Here is a 25457-nt window from a genome sequence, read left to right on the forward strand (position 1 = left end):
TAAAGAAAAGATCATTTTCTCGTCTGCTTCTTTGCCTTAATCATAAGTTCAACTTATATAGAAGTCCGCATAGCTTTTTTTCAAATTAATAACTAGGAGGGATGCGGAGTGTTGAATATTTTAGTAGTGGATGACGAGCCAAAGCATAGAAGGGGCTTGTCCCGAATGTTGAAGGCCTTGAAGCCGGATTGCAATATATATGACGCCAGGGATGGGGAAGAGGCGCTGCAAAGTGTGAAGGCTCATCCGGTCGATCTGATCTTTACGGATATTCAAATGCCGATTATGAATGGACTTGAGCTGGTGGAGCAATTGAATCGGCGGGGAGGCAGCGAGAGTATTATCATTATGAGCGCCTATCCCGACTTTACTTATGCGCAGCGCGCCTTGCAATTGGGTGCCAGCGATTATTTGCTCAAGCCGGTGGAGGAACGCAAAATCCTCCCCTTGCTGGACAAGGCCGAATCCAAAGCATATGGCATTAGACGCGATTCCCTCGAATCCGCTCTCTCCGAATGTCTGAAGGGCGAGGCCACGGATGAAAATATTCGCTTGCTGGAGCAAGCTTTCCCCGGCTTCCAACGTGGTTATGCCCTGGCCGCCTCGTTAAGCATAGCTAGGGGCAGGGACGCAATATGGACTGAGCTGCAAACCCGCTTGACCTTACCTCTGAAGGCCTGTGGATTGTCCTGTGCCTTCTGCCAGTCTGACAATATTCTAATGATCTTTCTTGTCAGCGACCACGCATCCCCTGTGTTTTCCAGTGAACTGGAGGCGAGGCTTCGGCAGGTTGCGGACGAATTTGCCCAAGCCGACAAGGGCAGCCTGAGCTTCGGCCTGGGCGGTGAATTTACCGATTGGACCGAAGGGGTTCGCCATGCCTGCCAACGAGCACGCCATGCTCTCAAGGCAAGCTTCTATCACGGCTGTCGCGTGATCTATCATCCTGAACAGATGGCGGGGGGAGGTCATGTCACCATTCAGCTCGATACCGGGCGCTTGACTCGGGCCGTTCTGGACGGAGACCCCAAGGATGCTCGGGCCTGTATAGATACCGCGATTGAGCTGACCTATACCGAAGGATGCCCTGACCCACAGCAGCTCAAATATGCGGTTGCTGCCGCGATTCATCAGCTTGGCTCCGTATTTCTGGAATCCGGGCTGCCTGTTGTCCATAGCGCTGATTTTGAGCAAATATTATGGCAGGGTCAGCATGTGGAGGCTCTCAAGCAAGCAGCCCGGGCCTGGGTCTTTGAACTGATGAATCGCTTGAAGCAGCGTAAGCCAAATAGAGCCGAATTCATCATCGGCCATTGTAAAACGTACATTGAGACCTATTATCACGAGCCTGATTTGTCCCTTAGCACGCTATCCCTGAAATTTCATTTTAACCCCTCGTACTTTTGTCTTCTCTTCAAAACTCATACTGGCACAACCATTCACCAATTCATTATGCAAACCCGCTTGAAGGCAGCCTCGCAAAGGCTTCTGCACACGTCCGATAAGGTCTATACCATTGCACAGCAAGTTGGCTATAAGGATGTTAAATATTTTACCCGGCTGTTCAAGAAGCAGTACGGCATGAGTCCGGAGGAATTCCGTCATTTGTCCGCAATTCGCTAGAAGTTCTAACCTCTAAAAGGAGGAGGGAAAGACAAATGAGACGTTATCGGGGCTGGAAATTAAAGGATTTGAGTTATCGGACCAAGCTCTTCTTGACCTATGCGCTTATCGTTGTTATTCCGCTCAGCCTGCTAAGCGGACTGTACTATTCCTCTGGACGGGAAACTGTGTCCGACCTGGCCCGGCAAAACCTCTACTCCATCGTCAAGCAAAATAATGAAATCATCGATGCGGAGCTGACCAGAATTGAAGAGAGCAGCCTGGCGCTGATTGGAGAACAGGTGTTGTACGAGCAATATTTGCAAGCCGATGCCAAGGACGGGTACAGGATGGTAACGATGGAGAAGGAGGTCAGCCGGGCTTTGAACAAATATTTCCCCGAATTGCGTGATATCTACTCGATTCATTTAATGACCAGCTATGGGAATATCAGCCTGACTGGAGCCTCAGCTTTGATTCCCTATGATAGCTTTGCGCATAGCGCACTCTATCAGGCAGCTCTGGAGGGGGAAGGAGATATGAGGTGGGTTCCAACCTTTTCCTATTCGGAAATGTTCGACACAAATCTAAGTATGGCAGCCCCTGGAGAAAGCTTCCGCCTGCTGGCTGGAGTGCGCCTGCTGCGACTGTTTCAAATCGACCATGGTCATGTGACTGAGCTAGAGGCTCAAGCAGAGCTGCCGGTGCTGTTGATCACTTATCGGCCTGAATATTACGAAAGCCGCTTTACCGCCACGCTCCCGTCCACCGGGGCTTCTTTTTTTGTACTTAGCAAGGAAGGGGAAAGGGTGGCCGGTACGGAGTTAGGGGTGTCAGAACCTGTGATCTCGCCGGGAGCACTTAAGGAAATGGTAAGACTGAAAAGCGGTACGCTGACGGTATTGCAGGATGGCAAGCCGTTGATAATCTGCTTCGATACCTCCAAAGTTACCGGCTGGATTTCGGGAATCGCTATTTCCCCAGAGGCTTTGGGGGCCGCCTTCCTGCCGCAGATCAAGGCCTATACCTTCTACTTGGCGTTATTTCTGCTGCTTCTATCGCTCCTGCTGGCCTTTATTTTCGCTAATTCCATTACCCAACCCATTCAGAAATTGCTGCGGGCCATCAAGAAGACGGGGGAAGGAGAGTTCGATACCCGCATTCCGGTGGAAGCCTACAATGAAATGGGGCTGCTGATACACAAATTCAATCAAATGAATGGCAAGATTAATCAACTGATCGAGGAAAATTATAAGGTCAAGCTGCGGGAGAAGGAGACGCAAATTATGGCCTTAAACGTGCAATTAAATCCTCATTTTCTCTATAACACGCTAAATATGATGAACTGGACCGCCTTGGAGAACGGACAGGCCGAACTGAGCCGTATGATCGTCGGGTTGTCCTCCATGCTGCAATATACTTCGCAAAGCCACCGGGAGACCGGGGATTTTACAGAGGAACTGCAATGGCTGGAAAGTTACATATACATGACGAGTCAGCGCTTTGAAAATAAGTTCACGGTTACGTTCGACATCTCACCCGAGCTGTATTCACTCCAGGTTCCCAAGCTATTCTTGCAGCCGTTCGTGGAGAATGCTATCGTTCACGGCTTTGCCCGGCGGCACAGCGGCGGCAGGATTGTCATCACAGGACGGATCGATGGAAATACACGGGTCTTCACGGTAGAGGATAACGGGTGCGGAATTCCTCCTGCCCGCTTGGAGCGGTTAACCCGGGTTCACAGCGATTCGATCGGCATTCAGAACGTAGACTCCCGCATTAAGCTTATTTACGGAGAGACCTATGGCGTTACTTTGGATTCTGCGGAAAATCAAGGGACCCGTGTGAACATTACGTTACCGGCGGCTAACAAATGAAAATTATCCACCTATCCGAAAATGTTCGAATACTTATTGTAAACATTATTTTTTACAATAAATATACAAAACAAATTTGGAAGAATGGAGGATGGCAAATGAAAGCGAGGCGTTTGGCAGGATTGGCCTTATCAGTCACATTGGCCGTTAGCCTGTTGCTCACCGCTTGCTCGGATGGTGGTGGCCGAGAAGCCGGGAGCGCAGGCGGCAGTCAAAGTGCTGGGGAAGAGCAGGTTACCCTCAGATTCTCCTTCTGGGGAGATACGATTGAGAAGAAGACGATTACCGAAGCGCTTGAACATTTTGAGCAGGAGACCGGTATTCAGGTAGAACCCATGCATGTTCCTGCGGACTACCTGACCAAGTTAACGACGATGGTAGCGGGGAATGTCGCGCCTGACCTGGGTTATCTGTCCTCCGGTGCGGCATTGAGCTGGGGGGCGGATGGAAAGCTGCTGAATCTGGCTACGCTCATCGACAATGATCCTGAGTTCAAGCGAGAGGATTATCTGGACCAGATCTGGTACGAGATTGCCCCTGATCATATTATCGGAATGAGTACAGCCGTAGAAGGATACGGACTGATGTACAACAAGGACCTGCTGCTTGAAGCGGGGGTCGAGATGCCGCCTGTAGAGGCTGAGAAAGCCTGGGACTGGGATACATTCGTGGAATATGCCAAGAAGCTGACATTCGATGACCAGGGACGAAACGCACTTGACCCCGAGTTCAATCCGGACAAAATCAGACAATACGGCTTGCAGTATGACCCTTATAACATGATGGCGGCTGTCGTGTCCAACGGAGGCAACTTTCTGACAGAGGATGGCAAGGAATTTGGGCTGGCCAAGCCCGAGGCCATCGAAGCGATTCAGAAGCTGGCAGACCTGATGTATGTGCATCATGTTTCTCCGACCCCGCTACAGACGAAAAATTTGCCGGAGACCGCCCTGCAAACAAAGAAGGTTGCCATGACGGTATCCGGCAACTGGGCATTGCAAGCCTACGGGGAGCAGGATATCAACCTTGGTGTAGGCGTGCTCCCCAAGCTGAAGACCAGCAACACGCTGCTGGACGGAGCGCCCACCGTCATTTTTCAAACGACCCAACATCCCGAGGAAGCCTGGCTGCTCTACAAATATATGGCTGACCCCGAATCAGTGCTGCCGCTGATTGCCGGAGGCCTATGGATGCCCCTGAAGAAGGAGTGGTACTCCAATCCGGAATTGATTAATCAATGGGCGGCGGGCAATAAGGCACATCCAGACGGCTATACCGAAGCCTTTATGGTACAGACGATTGAGAACGGCATTCGCACCCCCGGATTTGAGGTTAAAAATCTCGATAAAATCAATGCATTAGTCACACCAGCCCTCGACCTGGTCTGGACGGGCAAGCGAAGCGCCGAGGAAGCATTGAAGGAGGTAGAGGTCAAGGTACAGCCATTAATTGAAGGATATTATGGCCGGTAAGGTGAGCCAGCCAAACTCTGCACAGCTATTATCCGGATTAGGGGAGGGATTACTATTCGTCATCAACGCCGTATTGCTCTGGCCGGTATCCTGTTCGCCCTGCCCAGCATTTGCGGGCTGACACTATTCGTCATTTTGCCGATGATCGCCAGCCTGCTGCTTAGCTTCACGGATTACCGGATCGTCAATGCCCCTCGATTCATTGGACTTGAAAATTACATCCGGCTCTTTAACGGGACGGACGAATATTTTTACAATTCACTATGGGTTACCTTCAAATACGTCATTCTCCGCGTGCCGCTGGGGCTGGTGTTCTCGTTCATGATGGCGTTCCTGCTGAATATGGAGTTCATTCGCGGCAAGTCTGTATTTCGCACAATCTTTTATCTGCCCGCTATCGTTCCTGCCGTGGCTTCCTCCATGATTTGGCTGTGGTTATTCAGCCCTGATATGGGACTGTTCAACAGCATTCTGGAGGCCCTATATTTACCCAAGCTCGATTGGCTCTATTCCGAAGCGACCGTTGTTCCTTCCATTGTACTGATGAGCTTGTGGGCAATGGGAAGCACCATCATTATTTTTCTGGCTGGGCTGCAAGGTGTCCCGCGTTCGCTATCTGAAGCAGCGACTGTGGATGGAGCGGGCCCGCTCCGCAAATTCAGACATATCACCATTCCCATGATGACCCCGATTATTTTCTTCAATCTGATCATGGGCTCGATTGGCGCGTTTCAGGTATTCACGGAGGCGCTGATCATGACTCAGGGCGGTCCCAATAATGCCAGCTTGTTCTACAACTACTTTATTTACCGCCAAGCGTTTCAGTTCGGGGAAATGGGGCAAGCCTCAGCTATTGCCTGGATTTTGTTCATGATCATCCTGCTGGTTACGGTTATTTTCTTCCGTACATCCAGGTCCTGGGTGTTCTATGAAAGCGAGGTGTAGCCCCATGCGCAAAACCCGATTGATTTCGCAAATCATCGTGTACACGTTGCTGCTGGTCGGGGCTTGCTTCTGCCTGTTGCCGTTGTTCTGGCTGGTACGCAGCTCGCTAATGACCTCGATGCAAATTTTTGAGATGCCGCCAAGGTGGATTCCATCTCCGTTTCGCTGGGAGAACTATGTAGAAGCGCTGACGACTATCGATTTCTTCCGTTTCTTCCGCAACACGGTGACGATCACATTGTTATGCCTGATGGGAGCGCTGATCGGCAGCTCATTGGGTGCTTACAGCTACGCTCGGCTCAACTGGCCGGGGAAGCGGTTCTTTTTTGGCTTATTGCTGGCCAGCATGATGCTGCCGAGCGCTGTAACGCTTATTCCTACGTTCATCGGATGGAAGTTCGCTGGCCTGATCAATACGTACGTTCCATTGATTTTGCCGATCTGGTTCGGCTCCGCCTTTGATATCTTTCTGCTAAGGCAGTTTTACGCCAGTATCCCTCGGGATTTGGATGAAGCAGCTTATGTAGACGGCGCCGGGCCATGGACGGTCTTCTCCCGGGTAATTATCCCTTTGTCAAAGCCTCCGCTTATCGTGATCGGGCTGTTCTCCTTCATGAATACCTGGAACGATTTTATGGGGCCTCTGGTGTATTTGAACGAGGAGAAGAAATTTACCGTGGCGCTGGGTCTGCAAATGTTCCAGTCCTTGCATAGTGCCCAGTGGCATTTGCTGATGGCAGCTTCGACCGTCGTCATTCTGCCTGTCATCGTGGTGTTCTTTATCGGCCAACGTTATTTTATCGAGGGTATTGCCTTAACGGGGATGAAGGGATGAAGGGAAAACAATGACCTGAAGGTGATCCAACAATTGATTAGCTCATAGAAACTGCATGATTTGAAAGGAGTGTATATGTAGTGGAAGCTAGGCGATTACAGCAGGTCAGGAAAACAATGGAGGGCGAAGAGTTGGACGCTTTGCTGATCGCAAGCCCTTATAATCGCCGTTATGTAACGGGATTTACTGGTACAGCGGGGACGGTTGCCATTACGCGGGAGCAGGCCTGGCTGGTTACGGACTTCCGTTATACTCGCCAAGCCTTGCAGCAGGCGAAGCAAATGGAGGTAGTTCAGGCTGCGGGCGATCCCCTGGAGTGGATTGGGAAGCGATTGAGTGAAGCGGGGGTAAAGCGCCTGGGATTTGAGAAGCTGCATGTGACCTATGGGAATTATGAGGCCTGTCAGCAGCAGCTTCCCGGCATCGAACTCGTTCCTACGGAACATCTCATTGAGAAGCTGCGCAGCCGAAAGGATGAGCGGGAGCAGGAGTACATTCGCAAGGCGGTGGAGATTACGGATCAGGCCTTCGAGCATATTCTGGGTTATCTCAAGCCCGGGGTTACAGAACGGGACATCGCCGCCGAATTGGAATACTTCATGCGCACCCATGGTGCCGTATCCTCCGCTTATCCTACGATTATCGCTTCCGGAGTGCGCTCCTCACTGCCGCATGGCTTGGCCAGCGACAAAAAGCTGGGCTTGCACGAGTTCGTGACCATGGATTTTGGGGCGAGCTACGATGGGTATTGCTCGGATTTGACGCGAACGGTCTTCATCGGACGGCCAACCGAGCGGCACCGTGAGATGTATCGGGTCGTCCTGGAGGCCAATCAGTTAACTCTGGAGGGGCTTCAGCCTGGCATGACGGGTCAAGAGGGCGATTCGCTGGCCCGGGATTGTATCGCCGGCCATGGTTATGGCGATTACTTTGGCCATGGACTGGGTCATGCCTTTGGTCTGGAAATTCATGAGCCGATGCGTCTGTCCCAGTCCACGCAGGAGGTGCTGGAGCCAGGGATGGTCATGACGGTGGAGCCGGGGATTTACCTCCCAGACTTCGGCGGTGTTCGCATCGAGGATGATGTGCTGATTACGGAGCAGGGAATTGAAGTGCTGACCACCTCAAATAAGGAGCTCATCGTACTGTAGAAAAGGAAGGAATGGGAGCCGATGAATGCGGAAACGGCGGAAGTGGCTATCATTGGCGGGGGAATCATTGGGTTGTCCATCGCTTATTATGCAGCCAAAGCCGGTATGGATGTCGTTGTGCTGGAGCGTGGCGAGCTTGCCGGTGGTACTTCCTCAAAATGTGACGGCAATATTCTGGCCATTGACAAGGACCCCGGCTTCGATAGCCAGATGTCGCTGAAATCGCAGGCTTTGGTGTCCGAATGGGTCAAGGAGCTGGATGAGGAATTTGAGTATCGCGCTCCCGGCAGTATTCTTGTCTGTGAGACTGAGCATGAGATGGAAGCCGCAGCCATCTGGGTGTCCCGCCAGCGGGAAGCCGGACTCCCTTTTCGCCTGCTGGACCGTAGGGACCTGCGGGAGGAATCCCCTTATTTGGCGGATGATCTGCTTGGGGGTCTGGAATGTGCCACGGATTCCACGGTTCATCCGGTGCTGCTGACCTACTCCTTGGCTGCGACAGCACGGCGGCATGGGGGCAGGCTACGTACACATACCCCGGTAAAAGCGCTGCTTCTGGAGGGAGGAAAGCGAATTAAAGGGGTAGATACCACCTCTGGAGCCATTTATGCCAAGCACGTGGTGATTGCTGCGGGAGTATGGGCCAAGCAAATCGGCAGTATGGCCGGAATTGATATTCCCATTGAGCCAAGAAAAGGACATATTCTGGTAGCTTCCCGCTCGGCGAGCTTGGGCAAACGCAAGGTTATGGAATTTGGTTATCTGTTAAGCAAATTTGGAGGAGAGCGCAACATCGAGGCCCGGTTGGAGCAATATGGCATCGCTCTCGTATATGAACCCACGGCTTCGCAAAATTTTCTTATCGGCTCAAGCCGTCAGTTTGCGGGGATGGATACCCGTGTTGATCAGGAGGTGATCCGCTTGATTGCGGAACGGGCCATCCGATTTTATCCGGGCCTGGAGCATATTCCACTGCTCCGCGCTTATGCGGGGCTTCGCCCGTGGACGCCCGATCATCTGCCTATCGTATCAGCTATTGATGAAATTCCGGGCTTGTACGTAGCTGCCGGGCATGAAGGTGATGGCATTAGCCTTGCTGCAGTCACCGGGAAGCTGATGAGCGAAATGCTAAGCGGAGCGGTGGAGACCTGTATTCCGGCAGAGCCGCTGCGTTATGATCGCTTCCGCCTGGCTGGCTGCTGCGGGGAGGCTAAGGGATGAGCGTAACATTTTCAAGAATGATTCACACGATTGATACCCATACCGGCGGCAATCCAACACGCACCATCGTCAGCGGAGCACCCGAGCTGCTGGGCCAGACGATGGCCGAGAAGATGGATTACATGTCCCGTCATTATGATCATTTCCGGTCGGCCATGATGCTGGAGCCACGTGGACATGAAGTCATGTCCGGCTGCGTGCTTACCCCGCCTTGTGACGAACGGGCCGATGTAGGCGTGGTATTTATCGAAACCGGAGGATATTTGCCAATGTGCGGGCATGATACGATCGGCCTTTGCACCGCGCTGATTGAGGGCGGCGTGTACCCGGAGAGTACAGAGCTGCTGCGACTGGATACCCCGGCAGGCCTGGTAGAGGCCCGGCTTGTGATTGAAAAGGGCAAGGTGCAGGAGGTGTGTTTTACAAATATTCCTTCTTTCTTATATCAGCAAGGGGTGCGGGTAGAGGTGGAAGGGCACGGGGAAGTATCCGTTGATATTGCTTATGGAGGCAACTTCTACGGCTTGGTCGATGCTCGTTCACTGGGGCTGGAGCTTCTGCCCCACCGGGGAGCAGATATTATTCGCACAGCCGTCGCTATTCGTGAAGCAGTGAACCGGGAGCTGGAAATTGTACATCCTGAAATTCCATTGATTCGCGGATTAACGCACATCGAGTTTTACAGTGATCCTGTGTCTTCACAGGCACATTGCCGCAATACTGTGGTTGTACCTCCAGGCGGGATTGACCGCTCTCCCTGCGGGACGGGGACCTCGGCCAAAATTGCCGTGCTTTATGCCAAGAAGGAGATCGGGCTGGGGGAGGAGTTCGTGCATGAGAGCATCGTAGGCTCGCTATTTCGGGCTGTGGCGGTGGAGGAATCCAGCGTAGGAGGTTATCCCGCCATCGTGCCCCGTATTTCCGGGTCAGCCTGGATCACAGGCTTCCACCAATTTGTTTGGCAGGAGCAGGATGCGTTAAAGCGTGGTTTCTTTCTGAAGTAGCTTATTTTCATAGTTGCGGGGGCTGGATATGCAATTAAAAAGATGGTACGGGGCAATCGATGTTCATTCCGGGGGTCAGCCTTTGCGAATTATTACCGGCGGCCTGCCCCCTTTGGCGGGAGCCACCTTGTTGGAGAAGGGGGAAAGCTTCCGCGAGCACTACGATATGGCAAGAAGGCTGCTGTTAGCCGAGCCGCGCGGGCATTACGGGATGACCGGCGCAGTGGTGACCGCACCCATGACAGAGGGAGCCAAGCTTGGCTTGTTGTTCTTGAACCAGCAAGGCCAGGAGGCCATCAGCGGGACGGGGATTTTTGGCGTCATGACCGCTTGGCTGGCAACGGGGCAACTTAGTCCTGAAGAAGCAGCTGCCGGATTGAGGGTGGATTGTCCGGCGGGAAGCGTCAAAGCCATGGTCAAGGCTGGCAAAGATCAGGATATAGACTCAGTTACGGTTCAGAGTGTCCCTAGCCTTGCCTATGCGGGTCCAATCATGGTCTGTCTCCAAGGAAGCGAAGTACGGGTGGACATTGCGTATAGCGGAGAATTTTATGCGGTGGTGGATATCTCCTCCCTATGGAGGGAGTCCGACGACACTGTTCCACTAGCATGGCTGCGGGAATGGGCCAGCACCGTACGGAAGGAGGTCGAAGCGCGGCATAGCTTGAAGCATCCGCTGCCAGGCTGGAAGGGTGGGGTATACGGGGTATTCTTTTATCGTAAAGCAACGCTCTTGGCCCTTGCCGTTCCAAAACGACGTACCTACCGAAGCACAACGGTGTTTGGGGGAGATGGAGGGCAGGTGGACCGTTCCCCTGGAGGGACAGGGATATGCGCACATCTGGCGGTCCTGCAGAAGCGGGGTTTGCTTCATCCGGGGGAAGAGGTGCTGTATAGGGGCATTAGCGGCGGCGAGGCAAACGGCAGTATTACGGCGGGAACGACCGCTTACGGCTGTCAGGCCGTGCTGCCGCAAATCACAGGGGACGCCTGTGTTCTGGGCTTTATGAACTTTGTGCTTGATCCTTCTGATCCGTTCGCCGAAGGTTTTACAATTTATTAAATAAATGATTTATATCATTAATTTATGATGAGGGGAGCGTTTCTTAATGCCGAAGTTCGAAGGGGTTTATGTTGCCCTTGTTACACCATTCACTTCTAGTTATGAGGTGGATTATAAACGTCTGGCCGAACTGTGCCACTGGCTTATTGAACAAGGCATTCATGGTCTTGTTCCCACTGGTTCTCTGGGGGAATATGCCACCATGAGTGACGGGGAACGGGCTAAAGTTGTTGAAACTGTCATTGAAGCTTCTGCCGGACGCGTACCTGTAGTAGTTGGCTCGGCAGCGCCATCTACAAGGCAGGCCATAAGCTGGGTAGAACATGCCAAGGCTTCGGGCGCCGCAGGCGTCATGGCGTTGCCCCCCATTAATTACCGCCCGCTAGAGCATGAGGTTATTGCCCATTATGAGGCACTTAATGAGGTAGGACTTCCGATTATCGCCTACAATAACCCCCATGATTACAAGGTGGATTTAACGCCGCAGCTATTGGCTCAATTATCCCGGCTAGAGCACATCGTAGCGGTTAAGGAATTCTCTGGCGATATTCGCCGGGTGCACGATATTCAGACACTAACCCATTTGGACGTGATGATCGGCGTGGATGATCTTGCTATGGAAGGGGGGTTATTCGGTGCCACAGGCTGGATTTCCGGCGTGCCCAATGCCTTGCCGAAGGAGGGAGTAGAACTGTTCCAACTGGCGAAGCAAGGGAAGATCCAGGAAGCAACTGCTCTATACCGCAAGCTGCTTCCGCTGCTCCACTTCGATGCCAGCCCTCAGCTTGTTCAGTCCATCAAGTACATGATGGAGCTGGCAGGCTTCCCGGTCGGACCTACCCGCCCCCCGCGTCTAGCTTTGCCTGAGGCCCAATATGCAGCCGTCAAGCAGGCCTTTGCATTAGCTGCCGAAGAATATCAAGCTATTAAGGATTAAGACAAGGGAGGGGTGATATCATGCACATGCACAGCCGCAATTGGATTGGAGGAGAATGGAGCTTGCCTGCTGCAGGTGAGGCAGTGGTGCTTAATCCCTCGAACATCCACGAAGAGATGGGGCTGCTCCACCTCTCGGACGGCGCCGCAGCGATTCAGGCGGGTCAAGCGGCTCGCACAGCTTTCGCTACCTGGTCCCGGCTGACCGGTGCGGCTCGGGCCGAGCATCTGCACCGATTGGCAGCGGCACTGGAGGCCAAGCTGGAAGAGGTTGCGCAGTTGGCCAGCCGGGAAATGGGCAAGCCGATTAGTGAAATGCGCGGCGAAGTGATGCGCGGGGTTCATCTGCTGCGTTATTATGCCGCGGAAGGTGTCCGCGCAGAGGGTGCGGTGATTCCCGCCAGCGAGGCTAATGTATTGCAGTTCACAAGAAGGGTGCCGCTGGGCACGGTTGCTGTAATTACGCCCTGGAATTTTCCTGTAGCGATTCCCCTCTGGAAGATCGCCCCAGCATTGATCTGCGGCAATACCGTCATCTGGAAGCCGGCAGAATCGGCGTCCTTAACTGCCACCAGGCTGGTGGAGATTTTTGCTGAGGCGGGGCTTCCTCCCGGTGTTATTAATCTGGTCATTGGCAAGGGGAGTGTCATCGGCGGACCACTGCTGGAGCAAGCGGCTATAGATGCGGTGAGCTTTACAGGGTCTACGGTGACCGGGACGCATGTTGCCCAGGTATGCGCGCGACGCAATATCAAATATCAGACGGAAATGGGCGGCAAAAATGCCGCCGTCGTACTTAATGATGCCGATTTGGAGCAGGCGATTCCTCTGATTGTCAGCGGTGCGTTTCGCTCGGCAGGGCAGAAATGTACGGCGACGAGCCGTATTGTGGTGCAATCGGGAATTTATACTGCCTTTACTGAAGCTTTAGCGAAGGCCGTTGCCAAGCTCAGGGTGGCTCCGGCCCTGGATCCGGAAGCTTATCTGGGTCCCGTAGCTTCAGCCAGTCAACAGCAGTCCGTGAATTCCTACGTCCAGATAGCTTTGGAGCAAGCGGAGGTCGTAGCTCAAGGCCCGGCTGCAACAGGCGGTTTGGCCGGGTACTATGTCCGGCCGCTGGTTGTTGCAGGGCTGACGGCGAAGCATCCACTGGTTCAGGAGGAGATTTTTGGACCGGTAGCTGTGGTGCTGGAGGCTGCGGACTTTGCAGAGGCTGTCGCTTTGTGCAATGCCTCCGTATACGGCTTGAGCGCTTCCTTATTTACTCGTGATTTGTCCTACGCTCATCGCTTTTTGCAGGAAGCCGAAGCAGGTATGGTACGCGTTAACCAGGAGACGGCAGGGGTGGAATACCAGTCGCCTTTTGGCGGTATGAAGCTCTCCAGCTCGCATACGCGCGAACAGGGTCAGAGCGCACTGGAATTTTATACGGAGCTGAAAACCTGCGCCATTCGTTATTTCTAAAGGAGGACATTGCCATGCAGCCTTCATCGTTCATGATTTGTCGCTGTGAAGAAGTAACTCAGGAGCAATTGGAGCAGGCCTATGCATCGGGCTGTCATACTGCACGACAGCTCAAGCTGAAGACCCGCTCGACCATGGGGGCGTGTCAGGGCCGGGTTTGTCGGCAAATTCTGGAGGCCTGGGTTCATGCCCAGGCTCCCGGATTGTTGCCGGATGCTGAATCGCTGGCCTATCGCCCGCCCATTCGTCCGGTGACCTTCGGCCAACTGGCGAAGGAGGAGGGTTAGCTATGGAGCGCATCGTTAATCACCCGATTTTGGGGCCACGGAAAGACTCACGCCGGGAGGTAAGCTTTACTTTCAATGGACAGAGGCTCACAGGTCTGGAAGGAGAACCCGTGGCTGCTGCGCTGCTTGCAGCGGGAATACGCATATGGAGGCGACACGAAGAGTCGGGCAGCCCCCGCGGATTGTATTGCGCCATCGGACATTGCATGGAGTGCCGCTTGCTTGTGGAAGGCATGGGACTGGCTCGCGCCTGCCTGACCCCGCTGAAAGCCAACATGCAGCTTGCCGAAGGACCACAGCTTCCCAATGAAATCACGGGGAGGAAGCTGACGTGACTTCGACATCGCATAAGCCCCTTGATCTACTCATTGTGGGCGCTGGCCCGGCGGGCTTGTCTGCGGCGATTGTCGGCGCCCGGTATGGACTTCACGTCCTCGTGCTGGATGAATTCCCGGAACCTGGCGGGCGTATGCTGGGGCAATTCCATGAGGAGAATGGCGGGTGGTGGGTCGGGAAGCGGGAGGCCGAGCGCCTGGTGGCAGAATGCAAGGCTTTGGGCGTGGATATCTGCTGTAGCCTATCCGTATACGGCATAACCAGGACCGATCGTCACTGGATTGTTCGCACAACACAAGGCTCGAAATCTGCAGTAAATGTGCTGATCGCTACGGGGGCCGCAGAAATCCCTTGTCCATGCCCGGGGTGGACCCTGCCTGGCGTCATGTCCATCGGCGCGGCCCAGGTGATGACAAATGTACATTATGTGAAGCCTGGCGAGCGGGGGCTTATTATCGGTGCGAATATGCTGGCCTTGGCGATTGCCCGTGAGCTTGCGGTTAGCGGAGTGGTGCTGATTGGCATCGTGCTGCCGTCCCCTGGCCCACTGGCCGGAGCCGACGCTTCCCCCAGGCAGCAGCTCAAGCGATTGCTGGGCCTGGCCAGCCTGGCTCCTTCTACGCTGCTGCGTATCGGGGGGAAGCTGGCGAACTCCCTAGGCCTGGCGGGTGTAGCCTTGCGGTTGCTGCCGCGTAAAGGCCTGAACATCTGGGGTGTTCCCCTCCAGCTTCGTACCGCTGCCGTATCGATCAACGGTGAGCAGCAAGTAGAATCGGTCACACTGGCCAACCTCACGCATGACGGCAAAATGATTACCGGAAGCGAGCGGGAGGTGAAGGTAGATTTTGTGGCCCTGGCCGGAGGATTGTATCCGCTTGCTGAGTTGGCAGCAGTTGCTGGCTGTCCCTTCGATTTTGCCGTAGAGCTGGGCGGGCATATCCCGCTCCATGACGAGCAGATGAGAACCCCGCTGGAGGGCCTGTATGTGGCCGGTAATATTACTGGCATCGAGAGCGCTCAGGTGGCGATGGCTCAAGGGCGGCTGGCGGCCCTGTCCATATGCGGGGAGATGAACAGATTGGGCGAGTATCCTGACAAGCTGCTGCAAGATGGACTGGCCGATGTTCGTCAGGTGCGTGCCTCCGCGTTAATCCAGTTTCAGCCCGGCATTTCGCTAGCGAGGGAGCAAATTTACCAGAAATTCAGAGCATTTCAGGAGACGCGGGTGTGAGTAGAGCAGGGAAATTCCAATCGCCTTCAATCTTTTGGGAGAAAACGGAGTGGGCTTCATTTTAGTGAAAAGGGGCGCACCAAACTACCAACGCTGCCGTATCGTAAAGCATCGATGTCTATGAATCTATCATCGATAGAGCGCGCAAAGAGATATTATGCACTCACGAGAGGTCATTATAAGAATTGGAGAGGGTATGAATATGAGAAAATGGATTTCGATATGGCTTAGTATTGCGTTAATGCTTTCGGTATTCGCTTTCCCGGCTGCGGCCGAGACGAACTCACCTCAACAAAGCAGCGATGATGCCCAGATCATTGATATTTTCGGAAGAACCCTGAACGACTATGGCGTAGAATTGGTAGATTGGCAGGGTTATATCGCCAACCCATATGTGAAGCTGAAGGTGGTTCCACCGCAAAATGCTTCCTACCCGTTGACGATTACTATTAAGGCCAAAGGAACCTCCCGCCTGATGATGGATCGGCCGAGCACGCTGAGCGCAACTGGGGCTCAAAAGACACTTTCGTTCCAGAACGCCAGTGAAAGTAAAAACTTTTTGCTTGAAATCCATCCTGACCGCATTGGAGGCAACGGGGAGATTGAGCACTACACGCTGGAGTTGACGTCAACGGGAGCCAATGGCATCGTACGTACACAAACGACCCCTATTCGTGTACTGGATCAGGATGATGACCGCGAGCCTGGCCTGCCGCTGAAGTTCGACTACAGATATGACAATATCCAGCCTTATTTCAGTGATCCCGATATTCGGGAAGTGAGTGAACAAGCTATTAAGGATTGGTTCTATTTCTTTGATATGGAGCCTTTCGATACGGTTCCAGCCTCTACAGAAACGACCTGGTTGCCGGGAGATGGCTTCACCAACCATATCCAGGTCACGAATAACGAGGCCTATAACGGCATGTGGATTTATTTGCGAGGGCTGAATGGTCCTTACTCCACCGGCGGACCGGCGAATAACGGCAATTATCATAAACGCAACGGAGTGACAATTCCTGATAACATTCACCGCTCCTTACTGACGATTCTGGATTTTTACGATACCGCCACACCGTTTGCTTCACTGGACGATGAATTGTGGTACTTGACGGAAATGTCCAACACCTCTACAGATGTGCACGGTCTTATTATGCATGAGTTCGGTCATGCGCTAGCCTTCTCGGATAGCTGGAAGGGGATGGCTCAGTACAAGCAAAGCGGGGGAAATGCAGCCAACATCGTTGCCTATCAGGGGAACGCAGTTCCTCTGGACAATACGTATCACATTCCTGGAGATCCGCAATATTGGGACCGCATCAGCGGTCAAAGCGGCGGACGTGATCACCTCTTCCACAGTAAGCGTTGGATGCTGACCAAGCTAACCCTGCTGATTGCCGAAAAGGCAGGCTGGAAGCTGGATCGTACGCTGACTCCGTTCCTTAGCCCAGCCATCAAAAGCACAACAGTTCCAAGCGCTTCGCCAGGGGATGGCTATCTGGTGAAGCTCCAGGCCGAGGGCGGTGTGCCGTTCTATGACTGGACTATTACGGGAGGATCGCTGCCCGGCGGACTTGCGCTGGACCGCTTCACCGGTGAGATTAAAGGCACCGTATCCGCCAGTGCTCAAGGAAGCTACAGCTTTACGGTCCAGCTTCGCGATTATGATGAAATGAGCACTTCGGTGCAGAGGCAGTTTACGATCAGCGTAGGACAGGGAGGCACTCCGGGCAACCCGGTTGAAAACGTAGCCTTGGGAGCAACAGCCTCCAGCTCCTACGTATCTCCTTGGGAGAGCTTGATCGGACTGAATGACGGGTATGAGCCAGTGAATTCGGCTGACCGGGGACACCCGGTGTACGGCAACTGGGATAATCCCGGGACTGAGCAATGGGTGCAATACGACTTTGTTCAGCCAGTAGCTATATCCTCCAGTGAGGTATACTGGTTCGATGATGATCAGGGTATTGATCTGCCTGCTTCCTTTTCACTTCAGTATTGGGATGGCACGGCTTGGAGGCAGGTAGCTAATCCATCCGCCTACGGTGTGCTGGGAAATCAATACAATGTCACAAACTTTGACACTGTTACGACAACCCGAGTTCGCTTGCTGATTCAAGCCAAGGCGAATTTCTCTACAGGCATTCAGCAATGGAAGGTGCTGGGAACCAACTAGGTCATATACGTATTATATTGAGGAATGCCCGACGACCGGGTATTCCTCTTTTAATTCTTATTGACCTATTGGCTCACTCGGGTATGTATGCCAATGGGTCTATTTAAGATAGGACGTAGGAAGCCTTTTCCCATTCCACAAGGCGATATGATTGATTGTAAATCTGGGGCAGCCGTATACTGAATGAAATCAGACAGAATAGTGGAGGGATGTACATGAGCGAGGATGTTGCAATTGGTTGGGACGCGATAGAAGGGCAAATGAAACGTCTATACGGAGAACAGGAGCCTAAGCATTACGGCACTTTACTCTCCTATCAGCTTGGAGGAAATGACCCGTTGGACGGACTTAGCGCTTATAAAGCCACTCGTCCGGTTCCTCATTGGCATATTGTCACTTTTGGTTTCTCTGAGCTCTATGCCAAAGAATCGGAAAATATGATGTATAGCGGCTATGGATTTGAGCTTACCTTTCGCGTTGCCCGGCAGGAAGATGAGGAAGAACCCCCGATGTGGGCGCTGAACCTGCTGCAAAATATGGGGCGTTATGTCTTTAACAGTGGAAACATTTTTGTGGGTGGCGACTATCTGGATGCGAACGGGCCGATCTGCCTGGGGGCGGACACGCTGTTAACGGCACTGTCCTTCATAGAAGACCCGGAGCTTCCGGCAATACATACTCCTAACGGCAGAGTAGAGTTTCTGCAAATGATCGGCATCACGGGAGATGAGCTTGAGGCGATGAAAACCTGGAGCACCGCAGGGTTGCTGGAGGCGGGGAAATCTGTCGTCCCAGGGTACGTCACGGATTTGTCCCGGGATTCCATGCTGCAGATTCCTGCCATTGCTGAAGCTGTAGAGCAAGGGATTGAGCGAGATGGCTCGAATACGGGATTTCTGTTTGTCGATGAATTGGCCTTTGAGCCTGGCAAGAAGAAGCTGTTCCGCAAGACGCCAGCCAAGTTGACGATGGGGGCCAAGCAGGCGGAAACGGTAGGGAAGTTACTGCGTGGAAGACTGCTGAAGGGCAAAGACTTAACCTTGGCCAGCCGCGATTGTCAGATTATCCTGGAACCGGCCGCAGTCACGTCCTATGAGAAGGGTGGGGAGGCGTTCCAAGTACATTTAAGTGATGCAGTGTCCACGGAGTTGTCCCAAAGGCTGCAAGCCAAAGAAGGAACGGTTCAATTATCCTCTTATGACGGACTGATGATTCAAGTCGTAAAAACTCATATCAAGGATCAGGAAGGAAATGTAGTCTCAACCATTGGCTAATAAGACTCATTATATAAGGATTTTGTGACATAACATGATTTGGAGGGCTGTCTATGGATGCCAAAGCTAAAAAAATATTGCACAACACCTATTGGGCTGGCGGCCGCTGGAAGCTTGGCGGTCCCTCCTGTACGGATGAAGACTTTGAATATGCCAAGAGCATGGGGGTCATGTTCGACCCGGTGACAACAACGCATGATGAATGTGTGCTAAAGCTAAGGGAACTCCACGAACATAAGATCACCAAGGAAAAGGTAGTTCGTGCCTTTCTACATAGCTTGTCCACCCGCAAGGTTTATTTGCGCAGCGCCTTGTCCAGCTTTGCGTTAACGCATGATTTGCCCGTACATAAGTTTGAAGAGCGGAAGGCCGACGAGATCTATTACTCCTCTTGTCATGATTGCAACGAGAGAAAGCTGATGTCTGACGAGCAATATGTCAATGCGGATGTTAACGTGCTTAACTTTGAACGAAGTAAGTGGGGCGGGGTGCGTTTAAACCGTCTGCTTTACTGTCTGTTGGACCTGGAGCTAATGAGCCGGGAAGAAGATCTGGATGTCACGAATGAGGACATTGCTATTCTGAAGAACATGGTGCAAGCCGTCGAAGCTTGTTCAGATACAGATGCGGCAAGACAATTGGAGAAACGTTGGAAGGACTTGTTCAAGGCCAACCAGTATGAGCGAGACGTTGTGCTGGAAATCTGGGGTTATGCAGGTCTGCTGCAATCCACCGATCAATACCGTAAGGAACGAGGACGAGGTGGGACCGACTTTATGTCTGTGGCTACCTGGCGGGGCGAGGATGGTTATTCCGCGGAGAGAATGAATCATTATTTGGGAGCCTATCTCTAATGAGTGCCAGATTAAATTAAGTAAAAAAAGGTTTATTACAAAGTATAGAGAATGAATTATGAGGTTGTTTGGTGGTTAAGAGCATCCATCAGTATCCGAAATGAAGGAGCGATGATCTATGGATCATTACAGACCAAGATACCATTTTACAGCACCACAGCATTGGATGAACGATCCGAACGGCCCGTTTCAGAAAGACGGAGAATACCATCTGTTCTATCAGCATAATCCCCATGCTGCCAAATGGGGCGACATCCATTGGGGTCATGCCAAAAGTGCTGACTTAATTCACTGGAGCCATCTGCCAATTGCTTTGGCCCCCTCTACAGAACTGGAGGAAGAGCATTGCTTCTCCGGATGCTCTGTAATTCAGGGGGATGAGGTGATCTTATTTTACACCAGCATTGGGGATGGGGAGCGGAACGCCAAGACCGGGTCCCAGCAATGGACCGCGAAAAGTAAGGACCTTCTTCACTGGCACAAGACCGCGCACCCTCCAGCCTTAAGTCTGGAACTCCATGGAGAAGTGGAAATTACCGAATGGAGAGATCCCTACGTGTGGCAAGAACGGAACGGCTGGCGCATGCTGCTCGGCGGAGTTTATGAAGGCAAGGGCTGCAGCTTGATTTACCGTTCCGATGATTTGGAGAAGTGGAGCTTTCAGGGAATCTTCCACCGAGGGGATGAAGAGATTTGGGAATGTCCTCATCTGTTCCGCTTTGACGACCAGGCAGTATTATTCTACTCACCAGGTGGTCCTGTCCGTTATATAACTGGTACGATTCGCGAGGATAAATTAACGGATGTGATAAAGCACGGCACGGTGGACTATGGCGGCTTGGAGGGCTACTATGCCTCAACAGGGTTTGTCGATGAGAAGGGGCGCAAAATCATGCATGGCTGGATCCCGGAAGGCCGGGGGGAGGATTTCCCTGTGCGGCTGAGCTGGGCGGGCATGCTGGCTTTGCCGCGAGTAATCGATCTCAAATCCAATGGCAGCATTACGATGTCGCCTGTCCCCGAGGTAGAAACGTTAAGAGGGAAGCATTACGGCTTCAAGAACATCGAGGTGGGGCATACGCCTGTGGATACGGAGGTGCATTCCACCTCGTTTGAATGCTTGCTGAAGCTGGAGAAGGCAGCTCTGGAAAACGGGAACCTGATCATTTCCTTATTTGCTTCGGACAGTGGTCTGGAGCATACGGATGTGCGTGTGGATGTGGAGAAGGGGGCGATTTGCATTGACCGATCGCAATCCAGTCAATTCTGGAATGTGAACAAGACCTCGGTAACAGGCGAACTGCCCGCAGACAATGAAGGACGGCTGCTGCGCCTGCGAATCTTTGCAGACCAATCCGTCATCGAGGTATTTGTTAACGATGAGGTTTGTCTTACGGCCAGAGTATACCCCTCCTTGGAGGATAGCCGTGGGATTCTGTTAACCTCTGAAGGTGAAGTGAATGTAGCAAGCATGGACATCTGGGAAATGCAAGCTGTGGAGATTCGTACTGCAGAATAAAGTGATAAACTTAGGGGGAATTCTGGGAATTGATGGGAAGTTGGCAGGCACTTCCTTTCAGTTTGAGCAAGGAAAGTTGATTAAGCTAAATCCCGAGGTTCAGGCCTTTGCGTTTATCACTATGCATTATGGGGCATTCCTGAATCATTTGGACAGTGGGGTAAATTTCCCCACCGTGTCTTTGGAGATTTTTATCGTTGAAAGTGTAAAGACCTTCACCAGGGCGTTAGCACCCTAGTGAAGGTCTTATTTATGCTATAAAGAATAAAAAGGTTGATGATGAGCTAATCAATATAGCTTGTATGACTCTTATGGCTCCTGCCCCCAAGCCAACGTACCGCCAATATACGCGGGTGTGAGTGGACTATCCACGTAGGCAGTAGCTGCAGCATTAAAGGAATAATCATCCGACTGCGAATAGTTGGTCCAGTCCGTCTTGGAGATGCGAGTCTGAATCTCGATGCTTTGCCCGGCCGCAAGCACGCCTGCCTCACTAGTAAAGCCCCACTCGGCATAGGTGTCGGCCGTTGGTTTGGCTTCATCCAGCTTCACGAAAGTACCCGTCACGTTTTCGCCTCCTGCTGATGACCAGTCCACAAAGAATTGTTGATCCTGGTTACCGTTGATGGTGTAGTAATAACGTATGTTTACGGACGACAAAGCGATGTCATCACTGCCCGTATTTGTCAACTTAATGCGAGGATTCAAGGTATTTGCGGTGCTTGCCAGTGACTCATTAAACATCTGGACCTTGATGTCGCCCGTGACAGGCGGCTGCTCCTCGGCATCGTTGATGGTAATCCCTAAAGTTGCGGGACTGCCTGCACTGAATACAAAGGTCAATTGAGTCAAACCGAGCGCTTGCGCAGCCAGATAATGCTCACTGATGCTAACTGTGGTCCCCGATACGGTGTAATCCGTACCGGACACAAGAACGGTGCTGCCATTGTGAATAGAAGTTAGCGTATTTCCATTTAAGGTCAACGCGACAGAGATATCTGCCGGGTTATGCTTATCAAACTGAGCCGATATTGGAGTAATCACGGAGTTATCGTCCGGATCCGGGTTCGGTGCAGCATTCACCGGGTCCCCGTAAACGATGCCGTGACCGTTGGTGCCCAGATATACGCGGCCGAATACTTTCGGATCGCCAGTAATGGCCGAATTGGTCACCCCGTACTGATGCTGATCATCATTAATCCGCACCCAGGTTGCTCCTGCGTCAATGGAGCGGAAGATACCGCGGACACCATCGATTTTTGCGCTGGTATATATAGCTTTATAGCTGCGGCCAGGAGCTTCCTTCCCGAAGCCAACCACATCCGCTTCTTCGACATTCGCCAATCGGGTAAAGCTTGCTCCTGAATTGGTGGAATGCCAGAGTCCATAGGCGCCATCGGAACTACCGCCAGCCAGCCAAATGTCGCCCTCCGTACCGGGCAGTGCCTTCAAGTTGCCTGTTGCAGGCAACCCCGAGGCCGCAGTGGGTGCAAAGGAGGCTCCACCGTCTGTGCTTATATAGAAGGTACCGCCACCGATCGCATAAAATTTGTCCTTATTCACTCGGTCCGAGGCCACCTTGGCTCCGGCAGGCAGTCCCGTGCTGGCCGACCAGGAGTTGCCGCCAGTCTTGGAGTAATGCACACCGGCATCTTCAATCGACCAGACGATGGAGCTTCCGTCAGCAGCCAGGGCTACCGTTCCGCCACCCTTCTGGGTGGATGGCTGGCTGTTTGGGGAATACCAGTTGCTAGCGCTGTCCCGGGAAATTCCCACCAGCTTCTGATCCGGATAGTCGGTATCATAGGTACCGACCCGGACAACAAATGCAGGGTCCAGTTCAGCATAGTCCATGCTGGCTGTGCTCTTTGGATTGATCATCATCTTGGATGGAACCTGGGTTACGTCATCATGGCGGAAGCCGCTGACATCGAGTACACCGCTAATGACCTCAGGGCCGATAGGGGTACTAAGCAGAGAGGTCACCGCTTCCTCCTCGATGCCCTTGGCCATAACGGAAATGTTGATCTTCTCGTCGTTATCCCAGGCTGTCAGATTATTGGTTCCGTACAGGGTAGCTCCTGTACCGTACATCATCCTGTCGGAATTGAACGGATCGATCTCGATATCTCCGATCATCCAGCCCAGCTTGGGAGTCGTTTCCGGCGGCTGAGGATTCGCGGCAAAATCCAGCCAAGGCGCGGCGGAAATATCCTGAGTGTAACGCAAGGTGCGGCCCGGATAGCCATTCCAGTCCCAAATGGACGTCCAGGTAGCGCCGCCGTCTGTGCTACGGAAGATGTTCTCATCCGGCCACCACGCATTCATGGAGGATACCATCAGCGTGTCCGGATGTTGCGGATCGACGGCCAGGCCGCCATAACCAAACCAGTTGTCCTCGCTATCGGAGTCAACCGGGCTGATCTCCGTCCAAACGCCGGTAGACGTATCCAGCTTCCAGACCTGTCCTTTGCTGCCGCCATATGGGCCAACGTCATTGCTGTAGTTGACATATAACGTACCGTTGCCGGCAAGCACACCGTGATGAGGGAGGAATCCGGTAGGCTGGTCAGGAACCGCCTGCCAAGTCGTTCCACCATCTGTACTGCGAAAGATATTGTTAGACGGGTCGGCAACGCCTACATAAATCGTTTGTGTGGCACTGCCTGGAGAGCCCGTGCTTCGATCAAGGGCAATCCAGGCGATGCCCATAATATCCCCTTGGTAGGAGTCGCCAGGGACTGGAATATAAGTACCTGGATTCGGAAAGCTAGTCACTTGGCTCCACGTTTGTCCATAGTCGGTGCTTCTCCACAAGCCATTGCCGCTACGCGCACCAAGATAGAGGATATTGTTGCGGTTAGGGTCTATCACCAGACGTTCCCCCATGGAGCGGCCCGGCATATTGCCGCCAACCTTGAAGGGCAGGGGAGAAGCAACAAAGGAATTCCCCCGGTCGGTGGAGATCAGCACATTCCCGTTGTTGTGATCCCATTCATTCGTATACATCCCGGTTAGCAAATACAAACGGTCAGGGTTTACGGGGTCTGTGGCCAAACCATCGATTCCGTTCTTGTTCCAGTCGTCCCAACCGACGAAACGGGTCAGTTGAATCCAGCTGTTATCGCTAGGATTCCAGCGGTACGCACCCCCAATATCTGTGCGGGCGTAGATCAAATCCTCCTCGGATTCGTTGAAGATAATGCCAGGAATAAATCCGCCTCCCGCACCCGTATTTACATTTTTCCAGACGTATTCTTCACTAGGAGCGGAATGGGCGGTAGGGGCCCATTGCAAGAAAGATGTTCCAATCAGCGTTACAGCGAGTAGTAAAACAGTAGCGAATGAACTTCTTCTTTTGCGTACCATTCATCTTCACCCTCCGTAAAAATAGTTTTGTTGCAGCCAAAGATGGAACACGGCCTTCCATGCTAACTTCCGAGCATCACTCCTTCTCTTCCAAGTACATCCGGGTTCAGGCGCGACGGCAAAAGATTACATAAGATACCATAATTTATAAAGATAGCGCATACAATTATTTTCATAAAATGTCTCTTCCAGTCATGAAAGGAGATCGCGCCTTCAAATAAATTCTATCAAGGCTTGTACTTTTAGTAAACCCCAATAATGGATGATTATGGAACAATAGATGTCACACTTCTGTTGGCATCCCTATGTTACAATGGGCATATGAATTAAAATGTCCTTATTTAGATAGAGAGAGAGGAAGACGTTAAATGCCTAAAAATGAATCGGAGTTTCAGAATAATCAGGACCAACTGTTAAACCATCTAAAAAAGGAACAGACGCTTTGTACGATCATTACGAAAAATGGCGTTCCCATCAAGGGGAAGGTTGCAGCTTTTGATAAATATGCAATCTTGGTAAATACCCAGGGTGGAAAGCAAAGTATGGTATACAAGCATGCTCTATCTACCATCGTGCAAGGCTAGATCTGACCGCAATAAAAAGCGTTGACCTATGTATGTCGTCATCCAATATTTGAAAAGGCTTGCTAGCCATTACTTGGCTGGTGAGCCTTTTTATTGTACGCCCAGCATGGGCGTCATCTCTAGGGTGAAAGTCCCGAGCGGGGGCTGGCAAGCGCCTACCGTTAGCCAAGGGCAAGGGTGTCCACCGTGAGGTGGAATCTGAAGGAAGCCGGAGGCAAAAGCACGGCCTGAGGTACACGAATCCAATTGGAGGCGGT

Annotated in this window: 20 protein-coding genes; 19 read left to right on the top strand and 1 reads right to left on the bottom strand. The window is 52.4% G+C overall.

Annotated elements, in window-relative coordinates; translation table 11 throughout:
* Positions 1-108 precede the first annotated feature (108 nt).
* From C557_RS0114295 to C557_RS0114380, 18 genes are all read left to right on the top strand, one after another.
* On the top strand, positions 109-1623 hold the full coding sequence (locus C557_RS0114295) for a response regulator transcription factor (protein ID WP_018752564.1): 1515 nt from the start codon (positions 109-111) through the stop codon (positions 1621-1623).
* A 35-nt stretch (positions 1624-1658) separates the two neighbouring features.
* Complete coding sequence (locus tag C557_RS0114300) at positions 1659-3479, top strand: sensor histidine kinase (RefSeq protein WP_018752565.1); 1821 nt, start codon at positions 1659-1661, stop codon at positions 3477-3479.
* A gap of 98 nt (positions 3480-3577) precedes the next feature.
* Positions 3578-4951, top strand: coding sequence for an ABC transporter substrate-binding protein (locus C557_RS0114305; RefSeq protein WP_018752566.1), 1374 nt, complete (start codon positions 3578-3580; stop codon positions 4949-4951).
* Positions 4952-5092: 141 nt separating this feature from the next.
* On the top strand, positions 5093-5896 hold the full coding sequence (locus C557_RS0114310; RefSeq protein WP_018752567.1) for a carbohydrate ABC transporter permease: 804 nt from the start codon (positions 5093-5095) through the stop codon (positions 5894-5896).
* Between the two features lie 4 nt (positions 5897-5900).
* The gene (locus tag C557_RS0114315) at positions 5901-6731 is read left to right on the top strand and encodes a carbohydrate ABC transporter permease (protein WP_018752568.1); all 831 of its coding nucleotides are present in this window, start codon (positions 5901-5903) and stop codon (positions 6729-6731) included.
* 80 nt (positions 6732-6811) lie between these two features.
* Positions 6812-7882: a M24 family metallopeptidase gene (locus C557_RS0114320; RefSeq protein ID WP_026263493.1), complete on the top strand. Its 1071-nt coding sequence runs from the start codon at positions 6812-6814 to the stop codon at positions 7880-7882.
* A 21-nt stretch (positions 7883-7903) separates the two neighbouring features.
* Complete coding sequence (locus C557_RS0114325; protein WP_018752570.1) at positions 7904-9103, top strand: NAD(P)/FAD-dependent oxidoreductase; 1200 nt, start codon at positions 7904-7906, stop codon at positions 9101-9103.
* Positions 9100-10107 (top strand): proline racemase family protein, encoded by a 1008-nt coding sequence (locus C557_RS0114330; RefSeq protein ID WP_018752571.1) that lies wholly within the window; start codon positions 9100-9102, stop codon positions 10105-10107. The genes C557_RS0114325 and C557_RS0114330 overlap by 4 nt, the downstream gene beginning before the upstream one ends.
* Positions 10108-10135: 28 nt before the next feature.
* Complete coding sequence (locus C557_RS0114335) at positions 10136-11170, top strand: proline racemase family protein (protein WP_018752572.1); 1035 nt, start codon at positions 10136-10138, stop codon at positions 11168-11170.
* A gap of 46 nt (positions 11171-11216) precedes the next feature.
* On the top strand, positions 11217-12107 hold the full coding sequence (locus C557_RS0114340; RefSeq protein ID WP_018752573.1) for a dihydrodipicolinate synthase family protein: 891 nt from the start codon (positions 11217-11219) through the stop codon (positions 12105-12107).
* Between the two features lie 26 nt (positions 12108-12133).
* Complete coding sequence (locus C557_RS0114345) at positions 12134-13570, top strand: aldehyde dehydrogenase family protein (RefSeq protein ID WP_026263494.1); 1437 nt, start codon at positions 12134-12136, stop codon at positions 13568-13570.
* Positions 13571-13584: 14 nt separating this feature from the next.
* On the top strand, positions 13585-13857 hold the full coding sequence (locus C557_RS0114350; RefSeq protein WP_018752575.1) for a (2Fe-2S)-binding protein: 273 nt from the start codon (positions 13585-13587) through the stop codon (positions 13855-13857).
* 2 nt (positions 13858-13859) lie between these two features.
* On the top strand, positions 13860-14192 hold the full coding sequence (locus tag C557_RS0114355; protein WP_018752576.1) for a (2Fe-2S)-binding protein: 333 nt from the start codon (positions 13860-13862) through the stop codon (positions 14190-14192).
* Positions 14189-15424 carry an NAD(P)/FAD-dependent oxidoreductase gene (locus C557_RS0114360; protein WP_018752577.1) on the top strand — a complete coding sequence of 412 codons (1236 nt, stop codon included), beginning with the start codon at positions 14189-14191 and terminating at the stop codon, positions 15422-15424. The genes C557_RS0114355 and C557_RS0114360 overlap by 4 nt, the downstream gene beginning before the upstream one ends.
* A 196-nt stretch (positions 15425-15620) precedes the next feature.
* Positions 15621-17600 (top strand): putative Ig domain-containing protein, encoded by a 1980-nt coding sequence (locus C557_RS23570; RefSeq protein WP_240472967.1) that lies wholly within the window; start codon positions 15621-15623, stop codon positions 17598-17600.
* A gap of 215 nt (positions 17601-17815) precedes the next feature.
* The gene (locus tag C557_RS0114370) at positions 17816-18874 is read left to right on the top strand and encodes a suppressor of fused domain protein (RefSeq protein ID WP_018752579.1); all 1059 of its coding nucleotides are present in this window, start codon (positions 17816-17818) and stop codon (positions 18872-18874) included.
* Positions 18875-18927: 53 nt separating this feature from the next.
* Complete coding sequence (locus C557_RS0114375; protein ID WP_018752580.1) at positions 18928-19728, top strand: hypothetical protein; 801 nt, start codon at positions 18928-18930, stop codon at positions 19726-19728.
* Positions 19729-19846: 118 nt separating this feature from the next.
* Positions 19847-21247 (top strand): glycoside hydrolase family 32 protein, encoded by a 1401-nt coding sequence (locus tag C557_RS0114380; protein WP_018752581.1) that lies wholly within the window; start codon positions 19847-19849, stop codon positions 21245-21247.
* Positions 21248-21556: 309 nt separating this feature from the next.
* Here the strand turns inward: C557_RS0114380 and C557_RS0114390 are convergent, their stop codons facing one another.
* Positions 21557-24616 carry a X2-like carbohydrate binding domain-containing protein gene (locus C557_RS0114390; RefSeq protein WP_018752583.1) on the bottom strand — a complete coding sequence of 1020 codons (3060 nt, stop codon included), beginning with the start codon at positions 24614-24616 and terminating at the stop codon, positions 21557-21559.
* A gap of 368 nt (positions 24617-24984) precedes the next feature.
* Here C557_RS0114390 and hfq point away from each other — a divergent pair, with 368 nt between their 5' ends.
* Positions 24985-25200, top strand: coding sequence for an RNA chaperone Hfq (gene hfq, locus C557_RS0114395; RefSeq protein ID WP_018752584.1), 216 nt, complete (start codon positions 24985-24987; stop codon positions 25198-25200).
* Positions 25201-25457 lie beyond the last annotated feature (257 nt).

Origin of the sequence: Paenibacillus sanguinis 2301083 = DSM 16941 (assembly GCF_000374825.1) — a bacterium.
Lineage (GTDB): Bacteria > Bacillota > Bacilli > Paenibacillales > Paenibacillaceae > Fontibacillus > Fontibacillus sanguinis.

Excerpts from the sequence above, each read along its gene's own strand:
- C557_RS0114375 (WP_018752580.1), top strand. The coding sequence starts at position 18,928 with ATGGATGCCAAAGCTAAAAAAATATTGCACAACACCTATTGGGCTGGC.
- C557_RS0114345 (WP_026263494.1), top strand. The coding sequence starts at position 12,134 with ATGCACAGCCGCAATTGGATTGGAGGAGAATGGAGCTTGCCTGCTGCA.
- C557_RS0114335 (WP_018752572.1), top strand. The coding sequence starts at position 10,136 with ATGCAATTAAAAAGATGGTACGGGGCAATCGATGTTCATTCCGGGGGT.
- C557_RS0114355 (WP_018752576.1), top strand. The coding sequence starts at position 13,860 with ATGGAGCGCATCGTTAATCACCCGATTTTGGGGCCACGGAAAGACTCA.
- C557_RS0114390 (WP_018752583.1), bottom strand. The coding sequence starts at position 24,616 with ATGGTACGCAAAAGAAGAAGTTCATTCGCTACTGTTTTACTACTCGCT.
- C557_RS0114340 (WP_018752573.1), top strand. The coding sequence starts at position 11,217 with ATGCCGAAGTTCGAAGGGGTTTATGTTGCCCTTGTTACACCATTCACT.
- C557_RS0114350 (WP_018752575.1), top strand. The coding sequence starts at position 13,585 with ATGCAGCCTTCATCGTTCATGATTTGTCGCTGTGAAGAAGTAACTCAG.
- C557_RS0114380 (WP_018752581.1), top strand. The coding sequence starts at position 19,847 with ATGGATCATTACAGACCAAGATACCATTTTACAGCACCACAGCATTGG.
- C557_RS0114300 (WP_018752565.1), top strand. The coding sequence starts at position 1,659 with ATGAGACGTTATCGGGGCTGGAAATTAAAGGATTTGAGTTATCGGACC.
- C557_RS0114310 (WP_018752567.1), top strand. The coding sequence starts at position 5,093 with ATGATCGCCAGCCTGCTGCTTAGCTTCACGGATTACCGGATCGTCAAT.
- C557_RS0114315 (WP_018752568.1), top strand. The coding sequence starts at position 5,901 with ATGCGCAAAACCCGATTGATTTCGCAAATCATCGTGTACACGTTGCTG.
- C557_RS23570 (WP_240472967.1), top strand. The coding sequence starts at position 15,621 with ATGAATATGAGAAAATGGATTTCGATATGGCTTAGTATTGCGTTAATG.
- C557_RS0114325 (WP_018752570.1), top strand. The coding sequence starts at position 7,904 with ATGAATGCGGAAACGGCGGAAGTGGCTATCATTGGCGGGGGAATCATT.
- C557_RS0114330 (WP_018752571.1), top strand. The coding sequence starts at position 9,100 with ATGAGCGTAACATTTTCAAGAATGATTCACACGATTGATACCCATACC.
- C557_RS0114370 (WP_018752579.1), top strand. The coding sequence starts at position 17,816 with ATGAGCGAGGATGTTGCAATTGGTTGGGACGCGATAGAAGGGCAAATG.
- hfq (WP_018752584.1), top strand. The coding sequence starts at position 24,985 with ATGCCTAAAAATGAATCGGAGTTTCAGAATAATCAGGACCAACTGTTA.
- C557_RS0114305 (WP_018752566.1), top strand. The coding sequence starts at position 3,578 with ATGAAAGCGAGGCGTTTGGCAGGATTGGCCTTATCAGTCACATTGGCC.